The 22,393-nt window shown below is 75.5% G+C and carries 16 protein-coding genes; 12 read left to right on the forward strand and 4 right to left on the reverse strand.

Annotated elements, in window-relative coordinates:
* Nucleotides 1-75 precede the first annotated feature (75 nt).
* Nucleotides 76-1,011: a PP2C family serine/threonine-protein phosphatase gene (locus tag ACFVGY_RS21265; RefSeq protein WP_385679620.1), complete on the forward strand. Its 936-nt coding sequence runs from the start codon at nt 76-78 to the stop codon at nt 1,009-1,011.
* Nucleotides 1,008-2,339: a protein kinase gene (locus ACFVGY_RS21270; RefSeq protein WP_385679622.1), complete on the forward strand. Its 1,332-nt coding sequence runs from the start codon at nt 1,008-1,010 to the stop codon at nt 2,337-2,339. Before ACFVGY_RS21265 ends, ACFVGY_RS21270 begins: the two co-directional genes overlap by 4 nt.
* 56 nt (nt 2,340-2,395) lie before the next feature.
* Here ACFVGY_RS21270 and ACFVGY_RS21275 read toward each other — a convergent pair whose 3' ends face one another.
* A complete protein-coding gene (locus ACFVGY_RS21275) occupies nt 2,396-2,731 on the reverse strand; it encodes a hypothetical protein (protein WP_385679624.1) in 336 nt (111 codons plus the stop codon).
* A gap of 65 nt (nt 2,732-2,796) precedes the next feature.
* A complete protein-coding gene (locus tag ACFVGY_RS21280) occupies nt 2,797-4,272 on the reverse strand; it encodes a hypothetical protein (RefSeq protein WP_385679626.1) in 1,476 nt (491 codons plus the stop codon).
* Nucleotides 4,273-4,444: 172 nt separating this feature from the next.
* On the opposite strand from ACFVGY_RS21280, the gene ACFVGY_RS21285 reads away from it, so the two are divergent.
* From ACFVGY_RS21285 to ACFVGY_RS21305, 5 genes are read left to right on the forward strand one after another with little or no spacing between them, the layout of a single operon-like run.
* Nucleotides 4,445-5,470, forward strand: coding sequence for a 3-oxoacyl-ACP synthase III family protein (locus ACFVGY_RS21285; RefSeq protein ID WP_385679628.1), 1,026 nt, complete (start codon nt 4,445-4,447; stop codon nt 5,468-5,470).
* Nucleotides 5,467-6,219, forward strand: a complete 753-nt coding sequence (locus ACFVGY_RS21290; protein WP_385679630.1) for a glycosyltransferase — start codon at nt 5,467-5,469, stop codon at nt 6,217-6,219. Before ACFVGY_RS21285 ends, ACFVGY_RS21290 begins: the two co-directional genes overlap by 4 nt.
* On the forward strand, nt 6,219-7,769 hold the full coding sequence (locus ACFVGY_RS21295; RefSeq protein ID WP_385679632.1) for an AMP-binding protein: 1,551 nt from the start codon (nt 6,219-6,221) through the stop codon (nt 7,767-7,769). Before ACFVGY_RS21290 ends, ACFVGY_RS21295 begins: the two co-directional genes overlap by 1 nt.
* The gene (locus tag ACFVGY_RS21300; protein ID WP_385679634.1) at nt 7,766-9,439 is read left to right on the forward strand and encodes a cytochrome P450; all 1,674 of its coding nucleotides are present in this window, start codon (nt 7,766-7,768) and stop codon (nt 9,437-9,439) included. The genes ACFVGY_RS21295 and ACFVGY_RS21300 overlap by 4 nt, the downstream gene beginning before the upstream one ends.
* Nucleotides 9,436-10,341, forward strand: a complete 906-nt coding sequence (locus ACFVGY_RS21305) for an NAD-dependent epimerase/dehydratase family protein (RefSeq protein WP_385679636.1) — start codon at nt 9,436-9,438, stop codon at nt 10,339-10,341. The genes ACFVGY_RS21300 and ACFVGY_RS21305 overlap by 4 nt, the downstream gene beginning before the upstream one ends.
* 390 nt (nt 10,342-10,731) lie before the next feature.
* Here the strand turns inward: ACFVGY_RS21305 and ACFVGY_RS21310 are convergent, their stop codons facing one another.
* A complete protein-coding gene (locus ACFVGY_RS21310; protein WP_385679638.1) occupies nt 10,732-10,950 on the reverse strand; it encodes an MbtH family protein in 219 nt (72 codons plus the stop codon).
* A gap of 254 nt (nt 10,951-11,204) precedes the next feature.
* Here ACFVGY_RS21310 and ACFVGY_RS21315 point away from each other — a divergent pair, with 254 nt between their 5' ends.
* From ACFVGY_RS21315 to ACFVGY_RS21335, 5 genes are all read left to right on the forward strand, one after another.
* Nucleotides 11,205-13,580, forward strand: coding sequence for a lantibiotic dehydratase (locus ACFVGY_RS21315; RefSeq protein ID WP_385679640.1), 2,376 nt, complete (start codon nt 11,205-11,207; stop codon nt 13,578-13,580).
* Complete coding sequence (locus ACFVGY_RS21320; RefSeq protein WP_385679642.1) at nt 13,580-15,145, forward strand: amino acid adenylation domain-containing protein; 1,566 nt, start codon at nt 13,580-13,582, stop codon at nt 15,143-15,145. Before ACFVGY_RS21315 ends, ACFVGY_RS21320 begins: the two co-directional genes overlap by 1 nt.
* The gene (locus tag ACFVGY_RS21325; protein WP_385679644.1) at nt 15,142-16,137 is read left to right on the forward strand and encodes a threonine/serine dehydratase; all 996 of its coding nucleotides are present in this window, start codon (nt 15,142-15,144) and stop codon (nt 16,135-16,137) included. The genes ACFVGY_RS21320 and ACFVGY_RS21325 overlap by 4 nt, the downstream gene beginning before the upstream one ends.
* Nucleotides 16,138-16,233: 96 nt before the next feature.
* A complete protein-coding gene (locus ACFVGY_RS21330) occupies nt 16,234-16,587 on the forward strand; it encodes an acyl carrier protein (protein WP_385679646.1) in 354 nt (117 codons plus the stop codon).
* 10 nt (nt 16,588-16,597) lie between these two features.
* Nucleotides 16,598-18,904, forward strand: coding sequence for a lantibiotic dehydratase (locus ACFVGY_RS21335; RefSeq protein WP_385679648.1), 2,307 nt, complete (start codon nt 16,598-16,600; stop codon nt 18,902-18,904).
* A 101-nt stretch (nt 18,905-19,005) separates the two neighbouring features.
* Here the strand turns inward: ACFVGY_RS21335 and ACFVGY_RS21340 are convergent, their stop codons facing one another.
* A complete protein-coding gene (locus ACFVGY_RS21340; RefSeq protein ID WP_385679650.1) occupies nt 19,006-22,230 on the reverse strand; it encodes a DNRLRE domain-containing protein in 3,225 nt (1,074 codons plus the stop codon).
* Nucleotides 22,231-22,393 lie beyond the last annotated feature (163 nt).

Genomic DNA, 22,393 nt, shown 5'->3' on the forward strand with positions numbered 1-22,393 from the left:
CCCGTCCCTCCCGTCCCGCCCACGCCGCCCCCGCCCTCGGGTCCCGGGCGGCGGTGGGAGACGCTCCGCCAGAGCGTGCAGGGCGTCAACAAGACCCGCAACCAGGACTACTGCGACGCCCTGGGGTACGGGACGGACGAGGAACCGCTCATCCTGGCCGTCGCCGACGGCCACGGGTCGGCGGTGCACGCCCGCAGCCACCTCGGGTCCCGGTTCGCGGTGGACCTGTTCGTCGAGCAGGCCCGGCAGTTCGGGGCGCTCGCCCGGCCGCGGGGCGACGAACGGCCGCCGAGCCTGGCCTGGCTGATGCACTACGCGGAGCACACCTTCCCCCGCCAGCTCGTCGCCGCCTGGCGGGAGCGGGTACTCGGCAACTGGGCGCGGACCAGCTCCCACGAGGAGCCGGGCCTGACCGACGAGGACAAGCTGCTGCTGTACGGCAGCACCCTCGTCGGCGCCGTGCTCACCCCCCGCGTCTTCGCGGCCTGGCAGCTCGGCGACGGCGAGCTGACCGTCGTGGGGGACGACGGGCGGGTGAGCGTGCCGCTGGCCCCCGTGGAGGCCGACCTGGGCGACGAGACGGAGTCGCTGTGCACCCCGGAGGCCTGGCTGCGGGTACGGACCCACTGGGCGCCGGTCACGGCCCCCTCCCGAACGCCCCGGATGGTCGCGGTCTCCACCGACGGGCTGTCCAAGAGCTTCGCCTCGGACCGGGGCTTCCTGCAGTTCATGGCCGGGCTGGACGACCGGCTGACGGCGGAGGGGGCGGCCACCGTCCGGGCCGTGCTGCCCGGCTGGCTGGGCCGGGCCTCGCAGCACTCCGGCGACGACACCACGCTGGTCGCCGCCTGGAACACGGCCGCGGCGGCCGACGGCGTACCAGAACCGGCACCGCCGGTGCCGTCGCCGTCCCCCGGGGCGGCCGACGGCACCGCGGAAGGGGCCGCAGGAGGAATGGCGGACGCCGGCCCCGACACAACGACAGAAGACCCGCACGGGAGTGGAACATGAGCGGCATGCTCGACAGCGGCACCCGGCTGACGACCGACGGCGGCATGGCCGTGGACGTCTTCAACCTGCTCGGCGCCGGCGGCCAGGGCGAGGTCTACCGGGTCCGGACCCCGGCCGGGGACCAGGCCCTCAAGTGGTACTACCCGGCGTGCGCGACGCCCGCGCAGGAAGCCATCGTCCGCCAGCTGGTGGGCCGCGGCTTCGACGACGACCGCTTCCTGTGGCCCCTGGACTTCGTGGCCGACGGGCGCGGCGGCTTCGGTTACCTGATGGACATCCGGCCGGACCGGTTCAAGGGCCTGCCCCTGCTGTTCCGGCGGCAGCTGCGCACCTCGACGCGGGCCCTGCTCAAGGCCTGCCTGTACACGGTGGAGGCGTACCAGGCGCTGCACTCGCGGGGGATCGCGTACCGGGACATCTCCTGGGGCAACATCTTCTTCGATCCGGCCACCGGGGACGTGCTGGTCTGCGACAACGACAACGCGGTGGTGGAGGGCGACAGCACCGGCATCTCGGGGACCATGGAGTTCATGGCGCCCGAACTGGTGCGCGGCGACCCGGGGGCCACGCCCGGCACGCAGAGCGACCTGCACTCCCTGTCGGTGCTGCTGTTCATGCTGCTGATGAACCACCACCCGCTCAAGGGGCGGCGGGAGCTGGCGATCCACTGCCTGGACGAGGCCGCCGAGCGCAAGCTGTACGGGAAGCAGCCGCTGTTCGTCTTCGACCCGCAGGACCGGTCCAACGCCCCCGACCCGGCCGAGCAGCAGACCGTGCTGGCCACCTGGGCGGCGGCCCCGGCCTCGCTGCGGGACCTGTTCACGAAGAACTTCACCACGGGCCTGCACGACCCGGCCGCCCGGGTCCGGGAGGGCCAGTGGCGGGACACCCTGCGGGCCGTGTACGACGCGGTGGTGGAGTGCGCGCACTGCGGGCGGCAGAACATGACCGAGCCGCGGTCCGCCGCCCCCGGGACCTGCTGGGGCTGCGGAAACACGCTGGTGCTGCCGCCCCGGCTGGTGCTCACCACTCCCCCGCCGCGCACCGAGCACCACATCCTGCTGCACCGGTCCTCGCGGGTGCAGGCGCACCACCTGGCCCCCGAGCCGGCCCGGCACGACTACGGCGACACCACGCTGGTCGCGCAGCTGACCGAACACCCGCAGAGGCCGGGCCGGTTCGGCCTCGCGAACCGGTCGGCCACCGCGTGGACGGGCACCCGGGCGGACGGCACCACCCAGCGCATCGACCCGGGCCAGACGGTCCCGCTGCGCTCGGGCCTGGAACTCGACTTCGGCGGTGCCCGCGCCGTCGTCCGGTCGACGTAGCGGGCCGTCCGGACCGGACCGGGGTTCGGGCCGGGCCCGCCCCCGGGGGCGCGGAGTCAGCCGCCGGTGACGAGGCGGCCGATCTCCTGGGCGAGGGTGAAGCCGCTGCTGCCCGCGCCCAGGCCCAGGGTGATGGTCTCCAGGGAGCGGCGGATCAGGCCCGGTTCGGCGGGGCGGCGCTCCTGCGCGGCGCGGTCCAGTTCGCCGCGCAGGACCTCCGCCGCCTCGATGCGGGCCGGGGCTGCGCCCTGGTCGCGGAGCCACTGGGCGAGCTGGGTCGCCAGGTGGAGGGTCTGGGCGGCGGTGTCCTGCTGCCCGACGTTGATGACGCCGTTGTCCCCGAAGTTGGCGGGGCCGTTGACGTTGCCGTTGAAGGTGTAGTTGCCGCCCATGCGGTTGTTCTCCTCGTGCTGCGGGTGTCAGGGGCTCAGGGGTGCGACGGGCCCTGGCCGCCGCCCTACGGGTGGCCGCCCGGGCCCGGCCCGGGGCCGTTGATGGTGCCGCCCGGGCCGTAGTTGCCCGGGCCGTGGATGTCGCCCTGGAAGTTGTAGGTGTGGGTGTTGATGACCTGCTGCGCCTGGTCGTAGGAGCTGGTGTCGACGTTGTGGTCCTTCAGGAACCGCTCGGTCGCTATCAGCACGCCCTGCTGGAGGCGCTGCAGGAAGTCCTGCGAGTCGGTGCGCTCCGAGAAGCCCAACTGCCTCCAGTCGGACACCCGTTCGCGGATGCTGTCGACGGCCCCGTAGTCGTACAGCAGGTGCCGCTTGTCGATCTCGCGGCGCCACTTCTCCAGGGTGCGGGCCCGCCGGCGCCGCTCCGAGGACCGGCGCGAGACCCGCCCGGGGGCGCCGAGCAGCAGGGACAGGGTCGCGCCGGTCGCGTACGAGACCAGGCTCCACCAGCGCTCGAACCCGGTCACCGGCAGCTGGTTCACCCGGTCGAAGCGGCCCTGCAGCGGGGGGATCCCGTACGCGGACACCTCCCAGGTGAGGCTCGGGTGCTGGAGGCGGGCCCGCAGGTGCATGGAGACGATGGCGCGGCCGCCCTCGCCGGCGCGCTCCAGGCTGAGGTAGGTGCGCATGCCGGCGCCGGACTGCACCAGGCCCGCCTGGACGAGCTGCTTGGGGATCTGGGAACGGGGCATGCGCAGCGGGTCCGGGAGCAGCTCGGTGACGTACGGGACGTGGTTGCCGATCACGTACAGCCGGTTGCGGACGCGCAGGCCCTTGAGGCCGGCGATGTTCTCCATCTCGCGGGCGACGAAGGTGTGCAGGTCGATCGCGTCGAACGGTTTGATGGTGAGCTTGCCGCCGCCCGCCGGGTCATCGGCGGGCCGGCTGACGTCGATGGGCTGCCACACCATCTCCTTGAGCTTCGAGCCGCTGCCGACGAAGGGGTTGGTGCGTTCGGCGCTCGCCGTGTAGGGGACGACGTTGGCCTTCTTCTGTTCCCGGAGCCGCTGCTCCGCCTCGGGTTCGACCGGCGGGGCGAGGTCGGCGGCCCGGTCGGAGCCGTGCTCGACGGCGAGCGCCGCCCGGCGGGCCTCGCTCTCGGCGCGGTGGACGAGCCACCAGGCGCTGCCGTAGCCGAGGACGATCGCCGATCCGGCCGCGTAGCCGAGGACCGCCGGGCCGGCGACCGCCGCGTACAGCAGGGTCGGCACGGCCGCCCAGACGCAGCCGACGCAGATCCAGGCCAGGAGCCGGTCCCGGACGTCGATGCGGCGGACCGCGGCGCGGGCGTGGCGGGCGAGTGCGATCAGGTCGATGCCGAGGGTGAGGCCGATGGCGCCCAGCCGGTCTGCGGTGAGCTCGGTGTCGGCCTCGCGGGCGAAGCCCTCGTCGAGGTGGGCGCCCGCGCACAGGTGGCGGGTCACCGCGTCGGTCCGGTACTGCGCCAGTTGCGGTAACTGGCGTGTTGCCAACTGGCCCATGCGGCCCCTCCCGTGGTCTGCCCCCTTCACCCTACGAAAACCGGCCGCCCCTGTCCTCCCGTTGGACGTGATCAGCGGGCCGGGGTACTCAGGGCGAAGCGGTGCGCACGCGCGTGCGATCTGAGCATCCGTACTCAGGTCCGGGCCGCGGACGCCTTGCCATCGTGGGGGCATGTTCCTTCAGTCGTACGGACCGCAGCCCCGCGCCGCCGGCATCACCGCCGTCGGCAGCATGCTGCCCGAGGAGATCCTGTCCTCGGACTCCCTCCAGCAGGAGGTGGCGCGGCGCAGCGGACTCGCGCTGCCGCCGAGGCTGCTGACGCAGGCCACCGGGATCCGCTCCCGCCGGGTCGCCGGCCCCGACGTGTACGCGTCGACGCTCGCCGCGGGCGCGGCCCGCCGGGCACTGGACGCGGCCGGGCTCACCGGGCCCGACATCGACCTGCTGCTGTTCGCGTCCGCGTCCCGCGACATGGTCGAGCCGGCCACCGCGCACATCGTGCAGGCGGAGCTCGGGACGCGGGCCCACGCGCTGGACGTCACCAACGCCTGCAACAGCTTCATCAACGGCGTCGACCTGGCCCGGGCGATGATCCTGGCCGGGCGGGCCCGGCGGGCCCTCGTCGTCACCGGGGAGACCCCGAGCCGGGCCGTGCAGTACGCGCCGGGCAGCCTCGCCGAACTACGCGAAGGCTTCGCCGGGTACACCTTCGGCGATGCGGGCGCGGCCGTGGTCGTGGAAGCGGTGGAGCGCGGCGGGATCCTCGACGTCGACACCGAGACGCACTCGGAGCACTGGGAGGTCGGCGGCATCCCGGGCGGCGGGTCGCGGCACCCGCGCGGGGACGCGTACACCTACTTCCGCGGTGACGGGCACGAACTGCGGGGCGTGTTCGAGAAGGTGGGCACGGCGGTCATCGACCGGACGCTGCACCGCACGGGCCTGGACTGGGACGGCGTCGCGAAGGTGCTGGTGCACCAGGTGACGGTGCCGTACCTGGAGCGGTTCGCGGAGCTGACCGGGGTGCCGGCCGGCAAGCTGGTGGTGACGGTGCCCGAGCTCGGGAACATCGCGAGCGCGAGCATCGGCGTCCAGCTGGACCGGGTGTTCGCGGAACTCGCCCCGGGAGAACGGGTGCTGTGCGTGGGGCTGGGCGGCGGCATCAGCATTATGACGATGGTCTGGGAGAAGTCGTGAGCGGCGGGCACGCGCTGTGGGTGGTGCTGCCCGCCCACCAGGAGGAGGCCCGGCTGCCCGACACGCTCGCCGCGCTCGCCGCGCAGCGCGACCGGGACTTCACGCTGCTGGTCGTCGACAACGCCTCCACGGACCGTACCGGGGACCTCGCCCGGGAGTTCGCGGCGGGCGCGCCGTTCCCGGTGCGGGTGCTGGAGGAGCCGGAGAAGGGCGTCGGCTCCGCCGTGGACACCGGCTTCCGGTACGCGATCGGGCAGGGCGCGACCCTGCTGGCCCGTACGGACGCCGACTGCATCCCCCGCCCCGGCTGGGCGGGGGCCGCGCGGGCGGCGCTGACGGCCCGACCGGGCCTGGTGTGCGGGCGGATCACCGCCCGGCGGGACGAGCACGGGCCGCTCGGCCGGGCCGGGTTCACCGCCCTGGTCTCCCTCGCGGCGCTGTTCGGACGGCTGCGGCCGCAGCACGTGCGGCGGGGCGAGTTCCGGGCCCCGTACCGGATGCACGCCGGGAACAACATGGCCATCACCGCCGACCTGTACCTGGCGGTCGGCGGCATGCCGCGGCGCCCGTCGCCCACCGACCGGCTCTTCCTGAACGCCGTACGCCGTCACACCGACCGCATCAGCCGCTGCCGGTCCATGGTCGTGGAGAACTCCACGCGCCGGCTGCGGGCGTACGGGATCCTCGGCACCGCCCGCTGGTACCTCGACCAGGGCAGCGGCCCGCACGGAACGGACGACCCCCGCTGATGCTCGACCGACTCGACCACGCCCTGCGCAGCCGCCCCGAGCGGCCGGCCGTCCTGACCGCCTCCCGTACGGGCGCGCCCCGGGTGCGGGCCCGCTGCGGCGAACTCGCCGACCTGGCCGACGCGTACGCCGCCGCCCTGCACGCGCGGGGGCTGCGCGCCGGGGACACCGTCGGCGTCGCCGTCCGGCCCGGGCCGCGGGCGCTGGCCCTGCTGCTGGCCCTGTGGCGGCTCGGGCTGCGCGGGGCCGTCCTCGACCCCGGGGCCGGGCCCGACGTGCTGCGGGCCCGGCTGGCCCTGGCCCGGCCCTCGCTGGTGGTGGCCGACGCGGCCGCGCAGGCCGTCGCCGGGTGGGCCCGGCCACTGGCCCGCAGGGCCCGGCTCGCCCTGCCCGACCTGGCCGCGCTCGGCGGGCCGGTGGCCACCGTCGGGCGGCGGCTCCCGGGGTGCGCGCCGGCGCTGGACCTGCGGGCGCCCCGGCCGGCGGCCGGGGCGGCGGGCCGCGGAGCCGCCGTGGCCGGCGAGGCCGACGCGGTGATCGTCTTCACCTCGGGGACCACCTCGAAGCCGCGGGCGGTGGTGCACACGCGGGCGAGCCTGGCCGCCGGGATGGAGACGGTGAGCGCCCTGTTCACGGGGGCCGGGGAGGCGGGGAAGGCAAGGGAGGCAGGGGGCCTCCGTGACGACGGCCGGCCGGTGCTCGGGGGCACCTTCTTCGTGCTCGTACCCGCGCTCACCCGCGGCGCCCCGGTCGCCCTGCCCGCCCGGTCCCCGCGGGTCCTGGCCCGGCAGCTGCACCGCCTGGAGCCGGCCGACACCTACCTGACGCCCCCTCAACTACGCGACGCGCTACGGGAGGACGCCCGGTTCCGGGGCCGGGTGTGGACGGGCTCGGCGCCGGCCGGCGCCGAACTGCTGGCCCGCGTACGGGATGCGGGCGCCGACCAGGCCTGGGGGGTGTACGCACTGACCGAGCTCTTCCCGGCCGCCGCCGTGGAGGCGGCGGAGAAGGCCGCGTACGACGGACCCGGCGACCTGGTCGGGGCCCCGCTGCCGGGCGTGGCGGCGAAGACGGACGAGGACGGGCAGCTGCTGCTGGCCGGGGCGGCGGCCCGGCACCGCTACCTGGGCGAGGAGCCCGACCCGTGGGTGCGGACGGGGGACCGCGCCCGGCTGGACGGGACGGGACGGATCGTGCTGGAAGGAAGGACGAAGGACATGGTGCTGCGCCGCGCCGAGAACATCTACCCGGGGCTGTACGAACCCTCGCTGCACGTGCCGGGGGTGGAGCTGGCCGTGCTCGTCGGGGTCCCGGCCGGCGGGACGGCGGAGGCGGCGGGCGACGAACGGCTCGTGGCCGTCGTACAGCCACGGCACGGGGCCGCCGAGCCGGAGCTGCGGGCCGCGCTGGCGGATCCGCTGCGGCGGATGGGCTCTGCCCGGCCCGACGCGGTCGTGTTCGCCGAGGTCCCGCTGTCCGGGCGGTCCCGCAAGCCGGACCGCGCGGCAGCCGCAGCGCTGGCCGCCTCCCGCCTCGGAGGCACCCGATGACCGGCCCTGCGACCCGCCCGGACGCAGGCCCGGGCACAGGCGCAGGCCTGGCCACGGGCACGGGCACGGGCACGGGCACGGGTACGGGTACGGGTACGGGTACGGGTACGGGTACGGTGGCCGACGCGTCGGAGACCGCCGCGCGGGCGGCGCGGACCGGCGTGGCCGGCGGGGACGCGGCGGCGGCCCGGCGGCGGGACCGGAGGGTGTACCTGCGGAGCCACCCGCTGCTGTTCGGACTCCTCGCCGCGACGCGGGGCGGGCGCGGGGTGCGCCGGCTCGGGCGGACCCTGCTGGTCCACGACGCGGCCGCCTACCGGGAGGCCCTGACCCGGCTCCCGCTCGACCGCACGGCCGCCGGCACCACCGGCGGCGCGGCGCGCGACGCGCTGGCCGGGGCGGGCTCCCCCGGCGGGGGCGTGCTCTTCGACCAGGAGGGCGGCGGCCACCGGGCGGACCGGCGCTCCCTCGCCGACGGGCTCGGCGCGGCCGGGGTGGAGCAACTGCGGGCGCGGTGGCTGCCGTTGCTGGAGCAGCGGCTCGCGCCGCTCGCCGCGGGAGGCGAGGTGGACCTGGTGGCCCTGGCCCGGGAGCTGTCCGGGTCGGTGGTCTGCGAGCTCCTGGGCACGGACGCGGAACCGGTGGCGGTGGCCCGCGCGGCCGCCGACGCGGCGGCCGCCTCGGTCCGTGACCACCTGCCGGGCCTCCCCCGCCCGGGCGCGGCGGCCGCTGCCGCCCGCACGGCCCGTACCCTGCGCGACCTGCTGGGCGGAGGCGGAGCCACGACAGGTGGCGGACACACCCCGCCGGCCCCAGCGGGGAGGGCCGCCGGCTCCGGCCCGGCCACGGGCTCGCCCGCGGGGCGGGCCATCGTCACGGGCACGAGCACGCCCACGCGCACGCACCCCGGCCCCGCCACGCATGCGGGCCGGGCCCCCGCCACCGACGCGTGCCCGTACGCGGGTGCCGCCGTGGGCGCGGGCCCTGTCCCGGGCGCGGGTGCCGCCATGGGCACGGGTGCGGGCGCAGGCCCGGGCGCCGCCGGGGGCCCGGGCGCGGGTTCGGGTTCGGGTTCGGGCGCAGGTTCGGGTTCGGGCGCGGGCCCCACTGTGGATGCGGGTCCCGGTACCGGCGCCGGCATCGGCACCGGCGGGGAGGTCCGGCGGGGTGTGGAGGGGGCACTGGGGGCGATGGTGGCGGTGGCTGCCGTCAACACCACGGTTGCCGCGCTGCCCCGGGCCGTGGCCTGGTGTGCCGACGCCGGGCTGTGGGAGCAGGCCGCCGACCCGGCGCTGCTGCCCCGGCTGGCCGACGAGTTGCTGCGGGTGACCGCGGCTTCGCCGGTGCTGCCGCGGGTGGCCGCCGCGGACGGCAGCGTCGGCGGCTGCCCGGTGCGCGGGGGCGACCGGCTGCTGCTGGTCGCCCGGCACGCCGCCGCGGCGCACCGGCGCGACCCCGATGCCCTGGATCCGGCCGCTCCGGCCGACGCCCACCTGGTGTTCGGCGCCGGCCCGCACGCCTGCCCCGGTGCCCGGCTGGCCCGGGCCCAGCTGGCCGACGTCCTGGCGGCGCTGGCCCCGTACCGGCCGCAGGTCGTCCGGGCCCGCGTGGACCGGCGGGCGGCCCTGCCCGGCTGGCGGGTCCTGACCGTGAAGGCGGCGGGCGCATGATCCGGATCGCGGTCACGGGGGCGAGCGGCTTCTGCGGCGGGCACGTGGCCCGGGCGGCCGCCGCCCGCGGGGCGGAGGTGGTGTGCGTGGGCCGCAGGCCCGGTCCCGTCGGGGAGCACCGGTTCTGGGACGCCGCCCGGGAGCTCCCCGACCTGACCGGGGTCGACCTCGTCGTGCACTGCGCGGCGGCGGTCGGCGATCCGGCGCCCGGTTCACCGGCGGAGGCGGAGATGCACGCCGTCAACGTCGGCGGCACCGAGCGGCTGCTGCGGGCTGCCGGCGGCAGGCCGGTGGTGTGGGTGAGCAGCGCGAGCGTGTACGACCCGCGCCCGGACCGCAGCCTGGTCGGCGAGGACCATCCGCGCGCCGGCCAGCTGAACGCGTACGGGCGGACCAAGGCGGAGGGCGAGGCCCTGGCCCTCGCCGCCGGGGCGGTGGTGCTCCGGCCGCGGGCGGTCTACGGGCCCGGGGACACGACCCTGCTGCCCCGCATCGTGTCCCGGGTGCGGGCGGGGACGCTGTTCCTGCCGGGCCCGGACGTCCTGCTCGGCCTGACGGCGGTGGAGAACCTGGCCGACGCGGCGCTGGCGGCGACCGGCTGGGCGCCGGGTGCGTACAACGTGGCCGACGCGCAGCCGTACGCGCGCGACGCGACCGTACGACGGGTGCTGCGCGCCCACGGCATCACGGCCCGCATCCGCCACCTGCCGCCGGCCCTGGCCCGTACGGCCGCCCGTGCCGCGGAGGCCCTGGCCCGCGGCGGCGAACCGCTCCTGAGCCGCTACGCGGTGGACCAACTGGCCCACACCGTGGTGCTGGACCTGACCCGCGCCCGCGCCCAGGGCTGGACGCCGAGCCACACACTCGACGACTACCTTGCGACGCTGCCGGGCGGCGCGTAGCCGCAGGGGCGCGCGGCGAGGCGCGATCGGTCCCGCGCGGCACGATCAGTCCCGCGCGGCGCGATCGGTCCCGCGGGGCGCGATCGGTCCCGCGGGGCGCTCGGGCGCACCGGGGTCAAAGGGCGGGCCCCGCCACGCGGCGGAGCCGCACATCCGGTACGGCGGACGGGACGGGTAGGGGAACGTCTCCGCACGCGGCCGCCCCGGTGCACGGTCGCTGCGGCCGACGCGACGGCATCCGCCGCCCCTCCCGTCGGGGCGGGTCGGGCGGGCCGGACGTAGCGGTCCGGCCGGCCCGACCCCTTGCCGCCGGCGGCGGGGCTCGGTTCCCCCGCGCCTCAGCCACACCGGGCGGCGTCCGTGTCCCCCGTCAGGCGCCGGCGTCCCCCGTCAGGCGCCGGCCGCCCCGGCCAGGCTGCGGCGCAGGCTCAGCGGGCGCATGTCGGTCCACACGCGGCCGATGTGGTCCAGGCACTCCTGCCGGGTGCCGGCCGTGCCCTCGTCGTGCCAGCCCGCCGGCAGTTCGCGGTCCGCCCGCCAGATCGAGTACTGCTCCTCGTCGTTGTGCACGACCCGGTAGCGGCCCTGGTCGGTGTCGGTGTCACTCATCGCAGTCGGTCCTCCCGCACTTGGCACTCGATCGGTCAGCGGGTCCCACCCTGCCGCCCGGTCCGGTCCCTGCCATAGGGACAAACGCGCAGCAGGACCGGCGGACGGCGCTGCCGCTCCTTCCCTGGCGGCCGCGGTGCGGGCGGCGGCAGTGTTCCGGGCAGCCGGGGTGGCGTCCGAGAGGTTCCGGCAGGTGCCGGGGGCGGCAGGCGCCACCGGCCAGGCCACCCCCTCGGGCTGGAAGGAGCTCCGCCATGTCGGACACACCGGAGAACGTGTACCTGCCCACCGGCGGGTGGCGGCTGTGGGAGCACTTCGCCCTCCGCGGCCCGGGCTTCCCCGCCGAGGGGGTCCTGCGCACGGCACCGCCGGGGCTGGGCCTGGCCGCGGACAAGTTCGGGCCGGGTGATCCGCTCGCCGGGCCGGAGTGGGACGCCTTCGCCGAGGCCTTCGAGGAGGGTGCCGTCCGCACCGCCCGGCTGCTCCAGGGGATCGCGGCCTCGCCGCGCTTCCGGGCCGCCGTGGCCTGGCAGAACCCGGCCGTGCTGCGGACCGGCATCGCCCCGTTCCTGAACTGGACGCCCACCGCCGCCGGCCGCACCAGCATGCCCCGGCAGCGCGAGGAACTGGTCGCCCACTACTGGCAGCGGTTCTGCGTCAAGAACGACACCATCGGGTTCTTCGGACCCGTCGGCTGGGGCCGCTGGGACCCGGCCGCCACGGACGGGGTGCGGGTCGATCCCGGGGAGGGCTTCCTCGCCGACTCCCGCGTGTACTTCGCCGGTTGGGCCGTCGACGCGCTCGCGAAGTCACTGAACGCGGACCCCGCGCTGCGGGCGTGGATCCCGCCGCGCCGGAGGTCCTTCGTCCGGGTCGAGGGCGGGGCCGTGCACCTGCCCGGCCGGCCGCCGCAGCCCCTGGGCGAGACCGCCCGCGCCGTCCTGGACCTGTGCGACGGGACCCGGCCGGTGAGCGCGATCGCGCGGGCGCTCGGCATCCCCGCGGCCGAGGCCGCCGCGACCGTCGAGGGGCTGCTGGCCAAGCGGTGGGTGCACTGGCGCCTGGAGGTGCCGACCGGCACCCACCCGGAGCGGGAGCTGCGCACCGTCCTGGAGCGGATCGGCGACCGGCGGCTGCGCGAACGGGCCCTGGAGAAGCTGGCCGTGCTGGAGCGGGGCCGGGACGCGGTGCAGGCGGCGGGCACCGACGTGGAGGCGCTGACCGGGGCGATCGGCGCCCTGGAAGCGGACTTCGCGGCGCTGACCGCTACCGGCGCCCAGCGCTCCAAGGGCGAGCGGACGGCGCCGTGCCGGGGGCTGGTGTACTCCGACTGCCGGCGGGCGGCGACCGCCACCCTGGGCCGGTCCCTGCTGGACGAGCTGACCCCGCTCGCCCTGTGCCTGACCTCGGCGCGCTGGCTGACGAACCGGTTCGCCGACCGGGTCCGCGGCCACCTGCGCGTCGTGTACGAGCGGCTGGCCGCGGGCGGCGGCCGGGTGGACCTCGGACAGATGTGGCTGGGCTCGCTGCCGTCCCCGTACCCGGACGCGGACCGCGACCTGGACGGCATCCAGGCCGAGCTGCGCGCCAAGTGGGCGCGCATCCTCGACCTACCGGAAGGGACCGGTGCCCGCCGGGTGCAGGTGCCCTCGGCGCGGATCGCCGAGCGGGTGCGGGAGGAGTTCGAGGAGCCCGGCAACGGATGGTCGCTGGCCCGCTGGTTCAGCCCGGACGTGCTGCTGCTCGCCGAGGACGCGGACGCGGTGGCGCGGGGCGACTTCGAGCTGGTCCTCGGTGAGATGCACAGCGCGCTCAACACGATGGGCGCCTCGCTCTTCGTCCACCAGCACCCCGACCGCGCGGAGCTGATCGCGGAGACCACGCGCGACTTCCCGGGGCCGCGGCTGCTGCCGATGCTGCCGAAGGAGCTGCCGCTGAAGTGGTCGGCGCGCAGCCGGCCCTCGCTGGACCGGCCGCAGGACTACGCGGTCTCCCTCGTCGACGACACCGGCGACCCGTACCGGCCGCGTACGGTGCTCTGCGCCGACGTGGCGGTGGAGGACCGGGACGGCACGCTGGTCGCGGTGCTGCCCGACGGGGCCGTGTTCGACCTGCTCGACGTGTACGCCAACACCCTCACCCAGCGCGTCATGGACCGCTTCACGCTGCGCCCCGAGGGCGGGCACACGCCGCGGATCAGCATCGACCGGATGGTGGTGGCCCGCGAGACGTGGACGTTCCCGGCCGGTGAACTCGCCTTCTCCGGCGAGAAGTCCGAGGCGAGCCGGTACGTGCGGGCCCGGCAGTGGCAGCGGGAGCACGATCTGCCCCGGTTCGTGTTCGTCGTCTCCCCGGCCGAACCCCGGCCGTTCTACGTCGACTTCGACAGCCCGGTGTACCTGACGATCCTGGCGAAGGCGGTCCGCCGGCTGGCCCGCAGGAACCCGGCCGCCCGGCTGAAGGTCAGCGAGATGCTGCCCACGCCGGAGCAGGCCTGGCTGACCGACGACGAGGGCCGGGCCTACACCTCCGAGCTGCGGTTCGTCGCCGTCGACCAGACGGTGGCCGGCCCCGGCCCCGGGCTCGGCGGCGGCCCCGGCGGCGGGCTCGGCGGCGGGGCGGGTGCGTGATGCGGACCTTCGTCGACGACATCGCCGCGCACGCCGCCCGCACACCCGGCCGGATCGCGGTCACCACGCCGGACGGCGAGACGACGTACGGGGAGCTGACTGCCCGGATCGACGCTCTGGCGGCGGTGTTGCGGGCCCGCGGGGCCGGTCCGGAGACGGTGTGCGCGGTGGCGGTGGAACGCGGTCCGGACGCCGTGGTCGGCCCCGCCGCCGTGGTGCGGGCGGGGGCGGCGTTCCTGGGCCTGGACCCGGAGCAGCCCCCGGCCCGGCTGGCCGCGCTCGCCCGCAGCGGCGGCGCGGAGCTGCTGCTGACCACCCCGGCCCTGGCGGCGCGGCTGGACCTGCCCGTCCCGGGGCCACCGGTGCTGCTCGACGCGGCGCCGGGGGCCGGGCCCGCCGACCCGGCCCGGCCGGCTGGCCCCGGTGGCCCCGCCGACCCCGGTGGCCCCGCCGACCCCGGTGGCCCCGGTGGCCCGGTCGGGGAGCGGGCGCTGGCGTACGTGAGCCACACCTCCGGGAGCACGGGCGAGCCGAGCGCCGTGCTGGTGGAGCACCGCGGCCTGGACTCCTACCTGCGGTTCCTGGTCCGGGACTACGGTCTCGGCCCGGACACCGTGGCCCTCCAGGTCGCCCCGCTCGGCTACGACGCCTCCGTCCGCGACACCTTCGCCCCGCTCCTGGCGGGGGGCCGGCTGGTGGTCCTACCGCGGTCCGCGCTGCTGCGGCCAGAGGAGTTCGGCACCGCCGTGCGGGCGTACGGGGTGACGGCGCTGCTCAGCGTGACCCCGTCCTTCCTGTCGTTCCTGGCCGGGCAGCCGGACCCGGCCGGGCTGCTCGCCGGGGTGCGGCTGGTGGTGTCCAGCGGCGAGTCGCTGCGGCCGTTCCTGGCCGCGGGCGGACGGGATCTGATCGGGGGTGCGCTGGTCAACCAGTACGGCCCGACCGAGTGCACGATGACCTCGACCCGGTACGCCGTGCCCGCCCGGCAGCCGGACGTCCTGGCCGACGTCGTCGGCACGCCGATCGACGGGGTCGTCGTACGGCTCCTCGACGCCGGCCTGCGGCCGGTGCCCGACGGGGCCGCCGGGGAGGTGTACATCGGCGGGGCCGGGGTGGCCCGCGGCTACCGGGGGCTGCCGGCCCGCACCGCCGAGCGTTTCGTACCGGACCCGCTCGGGCCGCCCGGGGCCCGGCTGTACCGGACCGGTGACCTGGCGAGCCACGGTCCGCAGGGGCTGGAGTTCCACGGGCGCGCCGACCGGCAGGTCAAGATCCGCGGCTACCGCGTCGACCCGGCCGAGGTCGAGGGCGCGCTGCTGGCCCATCCCGGGGTCACGGGCGCGGTCGTCACCTCCGACACCGACGGGCAGGGGCGGGTGTTCCTCGTCGCCCACCTCACGGGGGACCTGGCGGACACCACGGACGCCGCGCTCCGCGCCCACCTGGGCGGCACGCTGCCCCCGCACCTGATGCCGCGCCGCTTCGCCCGCCTGGACCGGCTGCCCACCACCCGCGGCGGGAAGGCCGACCGCCGCGCCCTCTCCCGGACCGGAGGCCGACCGTGACCACCGCCGCCACCACCACCGCTTCCGCGACGCCCCCGGCACCACCCGCGACGCCCGGCCGGGCCGACGTGGAGGCCGCCGCCGCACGGATCGCCGGCCACGTCCGACGCACCCCACTACTGCCGGGCCTACCCGCCACCGGACGCCGGCGGGCCGGCTGGCGGCTGCTGCTCAAGGCCGAACACCTCCAGTACGGCGGCTCGTTCAAGCTGCGCGGCGCCGCGAACGCCGTCCTGGCCCTCGGGGCGCGCCGGATCGTCGCCGGGTCCTCCGGCAACCACGGCATCGCGCTGGCCCGGCTGGCCGCGTCGCTGGGCGCCGAGGTGACCGTGGTGCTGGCCGGTGGGGCCCACCCCGCCAAGGCCGCTCTGATCCAGGCGCTCGGCGGGCGAACGGTCGGCGTACCGGGCGGAGTCGCCGAGCGGGACCTGCGGGCCGCGGAACTGGCCGCGGAGACCGGCGCGGTCCTCGTGCCCTCCTCCGACCACGAGCTCGTGGTCGCCGGACAGGGCACGGTCGGGCTGGAGATCCTCGCGGACGCTCCGGACGCCGACACCGTGTACGTGCCGGTCGGCGGGGGCGGGCTGCTGGCCGGGGTGTGCCTGGCCGCGGACGGCCACCCGGTGCGGGTGGTGGGCGTGGAGCCGGCCTGTACGCCGCGCTACGCCCGCTCGCTGGCCGCGGGGCGTCCCGTGCGGCTGGCGCCCGGCAGCACCGTCGCGGACGGGCTGCGCGGGCAGCAGCCGGGGGCGGTGCCGTACCCAATCGTCCGGGACCGGGTCGACGACCTGATCGCGGTGTCCGACGCCGAGGTCCTGGCCGCCGCCGCCCTGTTGCGGCGCCGCGGCTTCGAGGCCGAGCCCAGCGGGGCCGTAGCCCTGGCCGGGGCCATCCGCGCGGGTCGCGGCACCGGCCGCTCGGTCGCCGTCGTGTCCGGCGGCAACACCACGGCGGCCCTGACGGCGGCAGCCGCGGCCCTCACCAGGCCCTGAGCGCCCCACGCCGCCCTCCGCCTCCCGACACCCTTTCCACCCCTTGCACCCCTTCCACGCCTTCCCCCTCTTCCCTCATTCCGAAGGAGACACGCCATGACCATGACCGAGAGCCCGGCCGCCGACCCGACCGTCGACCTGACCGCCGACCAGATCACCGACCCGCTCGCGGGCCCGCTCGCCGGCCCGATCACCGACCCGCTCGCCGGCCCGGCCGGGGCCGCCCTGACCGAACTGGTCGTCGCCGTCTACCGGGAGGCCCTCGGCGTGGCCGACCTCGACGAGCAGAGCGACTTCTACGAGTGGGGCGGCGACTCGCTGACCGCGTTCCGGGTCACCGCCCGCCTGGAGGAGGCCCTCGGGGTGGAGGTCCCGGTGGCCCTGGTCTTCGCCTACCCCACTCCCGCGGACCTCGCCGGCGTCGTCGACGCCGACTTCGTCCGGGCCTGAGGGGCCGGCCGTGACCGACCTCTTCGTGCCCGGCGGCCGCTGGCGGCTGTGGGACCGGTTCGCGCTGCGCGGGCCGGGCTTCCCGGCCCGCGGGGTGCTGCGGCTGGCCCCGGCGGGGCTGGCCGAGGCCGCCGACAAGTTCGCGCCGGACGAGCCGCTCGCCGGCGACGGCTGGGAGGAGTTCGCCGAACTGTTCGCCCGGGCCCAGGTGGAGGCCTCGCACACCCTCCAGGACATCGCCCGGCAGCCGGCCTTCCGGGCGGCCGTGGCCTGGCAGAACCGCCCGGTCCTCGCCTCCGGCATCGCCCCGTTCCTCAACTGGACGCCGACCGCCGCCGGCCGCACCAGCATGCCCCGGCAGCGCGAGGAACTGGTCGCCCACTACTGGCAGCGGTTCTGCGTCAAGAACGACACCATCGGGTTCTTCGGACCCGTCGGCTGGGGCCGCTGGGACCCGGCCGCCACGGACGGGGTGCGGGTCGATCCGGGCAGCGGCCTGGTCGCCGACACGCAGGTGTACTTCGCCAGTTGGGCCGTCGACGCCGTCGCCGCGGTGCTGGACGCGGACCCGGCCCTGCGCGAGTGGGTGGCGCCCCGGCGGGTGCCGTTCGTCCGGCAGACGGGTGAGGAGGTGACCGTGCCGGGCCGGCCCCGGCAGGCCCTGACCGCAGCCGCGCGGGCCGTGCTCGCGCTGTGCGACGGCGTACGAACGGCCCGGGAGATCCGGGCCGCGCTGCCCGGCGTCGACGTGCCGACGGCGCTCGCGGACCTGGTCGCGCGGCGGTGGGTGGTGTGGCGGCTGGAGGTGCCGGCCGGGGCCCGCCCGGAGCGCGACCTGCGGGCCTGGCTGGAAGGGGTCGGCGATGCGGAGCTGCGGCGAGCCGGGCTGGACACCCTCGACGTGCTGGAGCGGGGCCGGGAACGGGTGCGGGCAGCGGACGGGCCGGACGCCCTGGTGGCCGCCCTGACCGCCCTGGAGGGCGAGTTCACCACCCTGACGGAGACGGCAGCCGTACGGGAGAAGGCCTCCGGTACGGCGCCCTGCCGGGCCCTGGTGTACTCCGACTGCCGCCGCGCGGCGAGCGCGACCCTCGGCCGGAGCGTGCACGAGGCGCTCGCCCCGCTGGGCCCGCTGCTGACCAGCGCGGGCTGGCTCACCGGGCGGCTCGCCGAGGCCGTGATGGCCCGCGCGAAGGAGGTGTACGCCCGGCTCGCCGCGCAGGGGCCGGTCGACCTGGCGGCGTTCTGGTTCGCCTGCATGCCCGTCCTGCACGGAGCGGCCCGCGAGGAATCCGTCGCGCTCCAGCGGGAGTTCCGGCGGCGCTGGGACGCGATCCTCGCGCCGGAGCCGGGCGCCCGGCGGGTGCGGCTGCCGCTGTCGGCGATCGCCGGGCCCGTGGCCGAGCGGTTCGGGACGGTGCCGGGCGGCGGCTGGACGGCCGCCCGGTACCTCAGCCCCGACGTGATGGTCGCGGCGGCCGGGGCGGAGGCCGTGGCGCGCGGCGACTTCGAACTGGTCCTGGGGGAACTGCACGTCGCCTCCAACACGCTGGGCGCGTCGCTCTTCGTCCACCAGCACCCGGATCCCGAGGAGCTGCTCCGCCTCACCGACCGGGACCATCCCGGCCCCCGGCTGCTGCCGCTGTTGCCGAAGGAGCACCGCTCCCGGCTCTCGGCCCGCATCCGGAACTCCCTGGTGCGGCCCGAGGACTACTACGTCGCCCTCGTCGACTTCACCGCCGACCCGGCCCGGCCCCGTACGGTCCTCAGCGCCGACGTGGCCGTGGTGGAGCGGGCTGACGGCGCACTGGCGGTGGTCCTGCCCGACGGGGCCGAGTTCCCGGCGGTGGACGTGTTCTCGCACGTGCTGACCACCCTGGCGATGGACCTGTTCCAGCTGCTGCCGGACGGGGCGGAGCACTCGCCGCGGGTCACCGTGGACCGGCTGGTCGTGGCCCGCGAGACGTGGCGGCTGCCGCCCGCGGACCTGGACTTCGCCGGGGAGAAGGACGAGGCGCGCCGGTTCGTGCGGGCCCGGCGCTGGCGGGAGCGGCACGGCCTGCCCCGGTTCGTGTTCACGGTCCTGCCGACCGAAACCCGCCCGTTCTACGTGGACTTCGACAGCCCCGTGTACGTCAACGTCCTCGCCAAGGCGCTCCGCCGGATGTCCCGCAAGGACCCGCAGGGCCGGGCGGTGTTCACCGAGATGCTGCCCGGCCCCGAGGACACGTGGCTGACTGACGACGAGGGCAACGCGTACACCTCCGAGCTGCGCTTCGTGGCGGTGGACGAGGGCTGGGACGAGGTTCGCCGATGACGTGAACGGCGCCCGGCGGGGACTGCCGTCCCGGCCGGGCGCCGTTGTCGGTGGAGCGGGGTGCGGGGTGCGGGGTTCGGGGTTCGGGGTTCGGGGCGGCGCTAACCGATCGCGAGGAAGGCGTTCCAGCCGTCCTCGTCCCTGCCGGCTGCGGGGCCGATCGCGGTGGCGCCGCCTCGGAAGAGCCACTGGTTGCCGAGGGTGTCGACGGCCCAGATGTCGGGGATGCCGTCCCCGTTGGTGTCGGACGTGCCGAGGATCATGGGAATGGTGGCCCGGCCCCAGCCGGTGGTGGCGTAGGTGTGGTCCTGGCCCCCCGCGGAGCTGGCTGCGTCCTTGAGGGAGGCGAGGTCGACTCCGCCGTTCGCCCCCGGCCTGCCCTTGCGGAGCGCGAGGCCCCGGTTGGCGTCGGCGTTGTCGCGGAAGAGGAGGTCGGGGACCTTGTCCCCGGACACGTCGCGGACCCCGACGACGTCGCGGTCGGTCCACGGTCCCGCGGCCATCTTCGTGTACGAGGTGAAGCTCGATCCGGTGTATCCGGAGAAGGCCCACAGGGTGTCGTCCGCGACGGCGAACATGTCGGCGAACATGTCGCCGTCGACGTCCTCCGTGACGACGATCTGCCGGAACGTCGCCGGGTCAGGAGCCCCGGCCGGCAGGAGGATCTCCATGCGGCGGCCGACGTCGACCTGGCCGGTCCCGATGCCCGGGTAGACGTACAGCTTGCCGTCGGGCATCCGGGCGATGAGGTCGGTGAGCCCGTCACCGGGGAACCAGTCCGTGGAATGGCCGATGAGGGCTTTCCTTCCCGCGGCGGAGCTCTTCCAGTAGCCGTCGCCGACCGGGACGCCGTCCTGGATGGCCCCGCGGATGTAGTCGTCGGTGTCGCCTGCGGCGTCGCCGGCGTACGAGCGGAGGTTTCCGTCCTTGTCGACGGCGAAGAGGTCGGGGTGTCCGTCTCCGTTGGCGTCCCCGGGCGCGTCCAGGCCGGGCCTGGGGCGGACGAGGAACGGGTAGGCCCGGTGGTCGGAGACGTTGCCGTACTTGTTCACCGTGCGGGCGTAGAGCACGTTGGGGCCGCTGGTGTCGACCTGAAGTTTGATCACGGCTGCGTCGCCGGTGGTCGGGGTGGCCTTCTTGTCGAATGCGGGCCGGTTGAGGCTCCACTGGTACTCGCGGATGTCCTCGGCCTTGGCGCCGTTGCCGCTGAGCTTGATCTCCTGGTCCGGGGTGCCGGCGGGGTTGACGCTCCAGTCGGTGTGCGCGTCGCCGCGGGGAGGGAAGTGGGGGGAGGAGATCTCAGGGCTAGGAGGAACGTCATGGTTGACGGTGAAGGTGCACCAGCCACCGCTCCCCGAGTCGGCCGGGCCGCTGCCGGGCGAGCCCCATCCGTCCCAGTCGTAGGTGCGCGAGAGCCAGTAGTACTTCCTGCCCGACGTGAACTTGTCCCAGGGAACTTCCCGGGTGACCACGCCGTCGCTGTTGGGGGAGAGCCATTCGTTGTGTACGTGCTGGCCGCTGGCCGCGTCCCACACTTCGATCTGGACACCCTTGAGGTTGCCGTCGCGGTCGGTTCCCTTGACCTGGAAGGTCACGTTCGTCTTGCCGATGCTCGCCCCGTTCTCGCTGGCGAGGCAGGCGCCGCCGGGTGAGGTGCTCATGTTCGCGGCGACCGGGGTGTCCGGCGGGGTGTTGTAGACGACCTCGATGTACGGAGCGGTCTCACCGTTGGCGATGAACTTCTTCCAGTAGTACGAGTCCGACTCGTTCGGTGCGGCGAACCCCAGCGAGAGCGCGCCCCAGCCGCTGCTGGCGGCCTCCGCGACCAGACCCTTGATGTCGGGCGCGATCCAGTTGTCCGGGCAGGAGCTGTTCCAGCCGTAGCCGGAGTACTCGGAGGCGACCCTCCTGTTCCAGTAGGCGGCCGTGTTCGTGTTGTTCCACGTACTCGATGAGGTGATGTACGGGGTCGAGTAGATGTCCATCGCCTTTTGGTCGCACGACCAGGAGTACGTCTGCAGTGCGCGCACGTTGGCGGAGATGATGCCGGTGCCGTGAAGCTGGCTGCCGAAGTCGAAATTGAAAATGGAGCGAGATGTTCCGCCTGTGGTCGACTCGTATCCGACGCGGGCCTCGTTGGTGCCGCTCGCGTTGTAGTTCTGCCCGTTGAAGAAGCTGGAGTTTCCTTCCGTCTTGTAGAGCAGCGTCCAGGAATGCTTGTGCCCCTTGAAGGAGGGGTCGATGAACACCGGATACACGGTCTCCGCGGCGTTCAGCAGGGAACTGTCCGGGGTCACGGAAAGGCGGTTTTCGGCCAGTGCGACCTTGGCGGGCTTCAGGCGTGCGCCTTCCGCGCCGGCCAGGCCGGGCAGGGCCAGCGTGGGATGCTGCTTCGCGACCGCGGTGGGCTTCCAGGCGGGCTCGTTGTCGGTGGTCGCGACCTTGCCGCTGGAGTCCCACATCATCGGGGTCGGTGAACCGGCAACCTCCGCACCCTGGGCATCACGGGCACTGACCGCACCCGACTCGGCGTCCAGCTTGAACGCCAGGTCGGGCGAGGCCAGGCGGTAGTCGAGTTGGCCCAGTAGCGGATCGGCGGCGGCCCGCCTGTCCCTGACGACCAACAGGTGCGAGTAGCCGCCGTCCTGCGCGGTCATCACCAGGTCGATTCCGGGGCGGACGTTCTCGTACAGTGCCCGCGGGCCGTCGATGACGGGCTCGGGCAGGGGGCCGGGCCAGCTGACTGCCATGTCGTGGCCGTCGGTGTTCAACCGGACCAGGTCGGTCCACACCTCGCCCGGAGTGTCCTGCTTCAGCGCCACCCGGCTGACGCCGCGGGAGGACCGCTGACCTCCGCCCGCCTGCTGCTGGGATCCGGCGCTGAAGACGACACGACCGTTCACCGCCTTGGCGGCGTAGCCGCCCTCCACCCGCTGCAGACCGGTGTCGATCGGCTGCCACCGGCCGTCCGCCATGGCGCGGACGGCCGCACTGAAGACCTGCTTGCGGAACGTTCCGTCAGGCTGCGCCCAGGTCGTGGTGTTCGCGCTGCGCGCGGCGGTGACCTCGACCCCCTTGCCGGTCTTCACGGCCAGACGGCGCGCCTCGGCTTCTGCGACGGGCGGGACGTCCTGCGCCGGCCGGGTGCGCCCCTTGTCGCTGTCGGCCACGTCTAGACCGACCGGCAGCGCGACGGCGACCGCGAGGAGCGCAGCGAGGCCCCCCAGGGTCCTGCGGCGCTTGAACCAGCGGATTGCCGGTGCGGCAGCAGCCTTCTCTTCGGCGGCAGCGGGCGGACTTTCGTCCACGGATTCACCAACGGACACGAGCGTCTTCTCCCCCCTCGGGCGCTCCTACTTCCGCAGCCCTCGGTATTCACAGATGATTTCGGCCACTGGCCTGAAAAGCGCGAATGACTCACTCCCCGCTCGTCGTCCGCGCATAGGGCGGGCACGCCAGTCGAGCATGAACCATTCATCCGACGTATTC

The organism is Streptomyces sp. NPDC127106 (assembly GCF_042677605.1).
Classification (GTDB): Bacteria; Actinomycetota; Actinomycetes; order Streptomycetales; family Streptomycetaceae; genus Streptomyces.

What these genes read in the sequence shown, in the direction of transcription:
- ACFVGY_RS21330 (WP_385679646.1), top strand. Translation starts at nt 16,234, where the DNA reads ATGACCATGACCGAGAGCCCGGCCGCCGACCCGACCGTCGACCTGACC.
- ACFVGY_RS21275 (WP_385679624.1), bottom strand. Translation starts at nt 2,731, where the DNA reads ATGGGCGGCAACTACACCTTCAACGGCAACGTCAACGGCCCCGCCAAC.
- ACFVGY_RS21310 (WP_385679638.1), bottom strand. Translation starts at nt 10,950, where the DNA reads ATGAGTGACACCGACACCGACCAGGGCCGCTACCGGGTCGTGCACAAC.
- ACFVGY_RS21270 (WP_385679622.1), top strand. Translation starts at nt 1,008, where the DNA reads ATGAGCGGCATGCTCGACAGCGGCACCCGGCTGACGACCGACGGCGGC.
- ACFVGY_RS21285 (WP_385679628.1), top strand. Translation starts at nt 4,445, where the DNA reads ATGTTCCTTCAGTCGTACGGACCGCAGCCCCGCGCCGCCGGCATCACC.
- ACFVGY_RS21305 (WP_385679636.1), top strand. Translation starts at nt 9,436, where the DNA reads ATGATCCGGATCGCGGTCACGGGGGCGAGCGGCTTCTGCGGCGGGCAC.
- ACFVGY_RS21295 (WP_385679632.1), top strand. Translation starts at nt 6,219, where the DNA reads ATGCTCGACCGACTCGACCACGCCCTGCGCAGCCGCCCCGAGCGGCCG.
- ACFVGY_RS21320 (WP_385679642.1), top strand. Translation starts at nt 13,580, where the DNA reads ATGCGGACCTTCGTCGACGACATCGCCGCGCACGCCGCCCGCACACCC.
- ACFVGY_RS21280 (WP_385679626.1), bottom strand. Translation starts at nt 4,272, where the DNA reads ATGGGCCAGTTGGCAACACGCCAGTTACCGCAACTGGCGCAGTACCGG.
- ACFVGY_RS21315 (WP_385679640.1), top strand. Translation starts at nt 11,205, where the DNA reads ATGTCGGACACACCGGAGAACGTGTACCTGCCCACCGGCGGGTGGCGG.
- ACFVGY_RS21300 (WP_385679634.1), top strand. Translation starts at nt 7,766, where the DNA reads ATGACCGGCCCTGCGACCCGCCCGGACGCAGGCCCGGGCACAGGCGCA.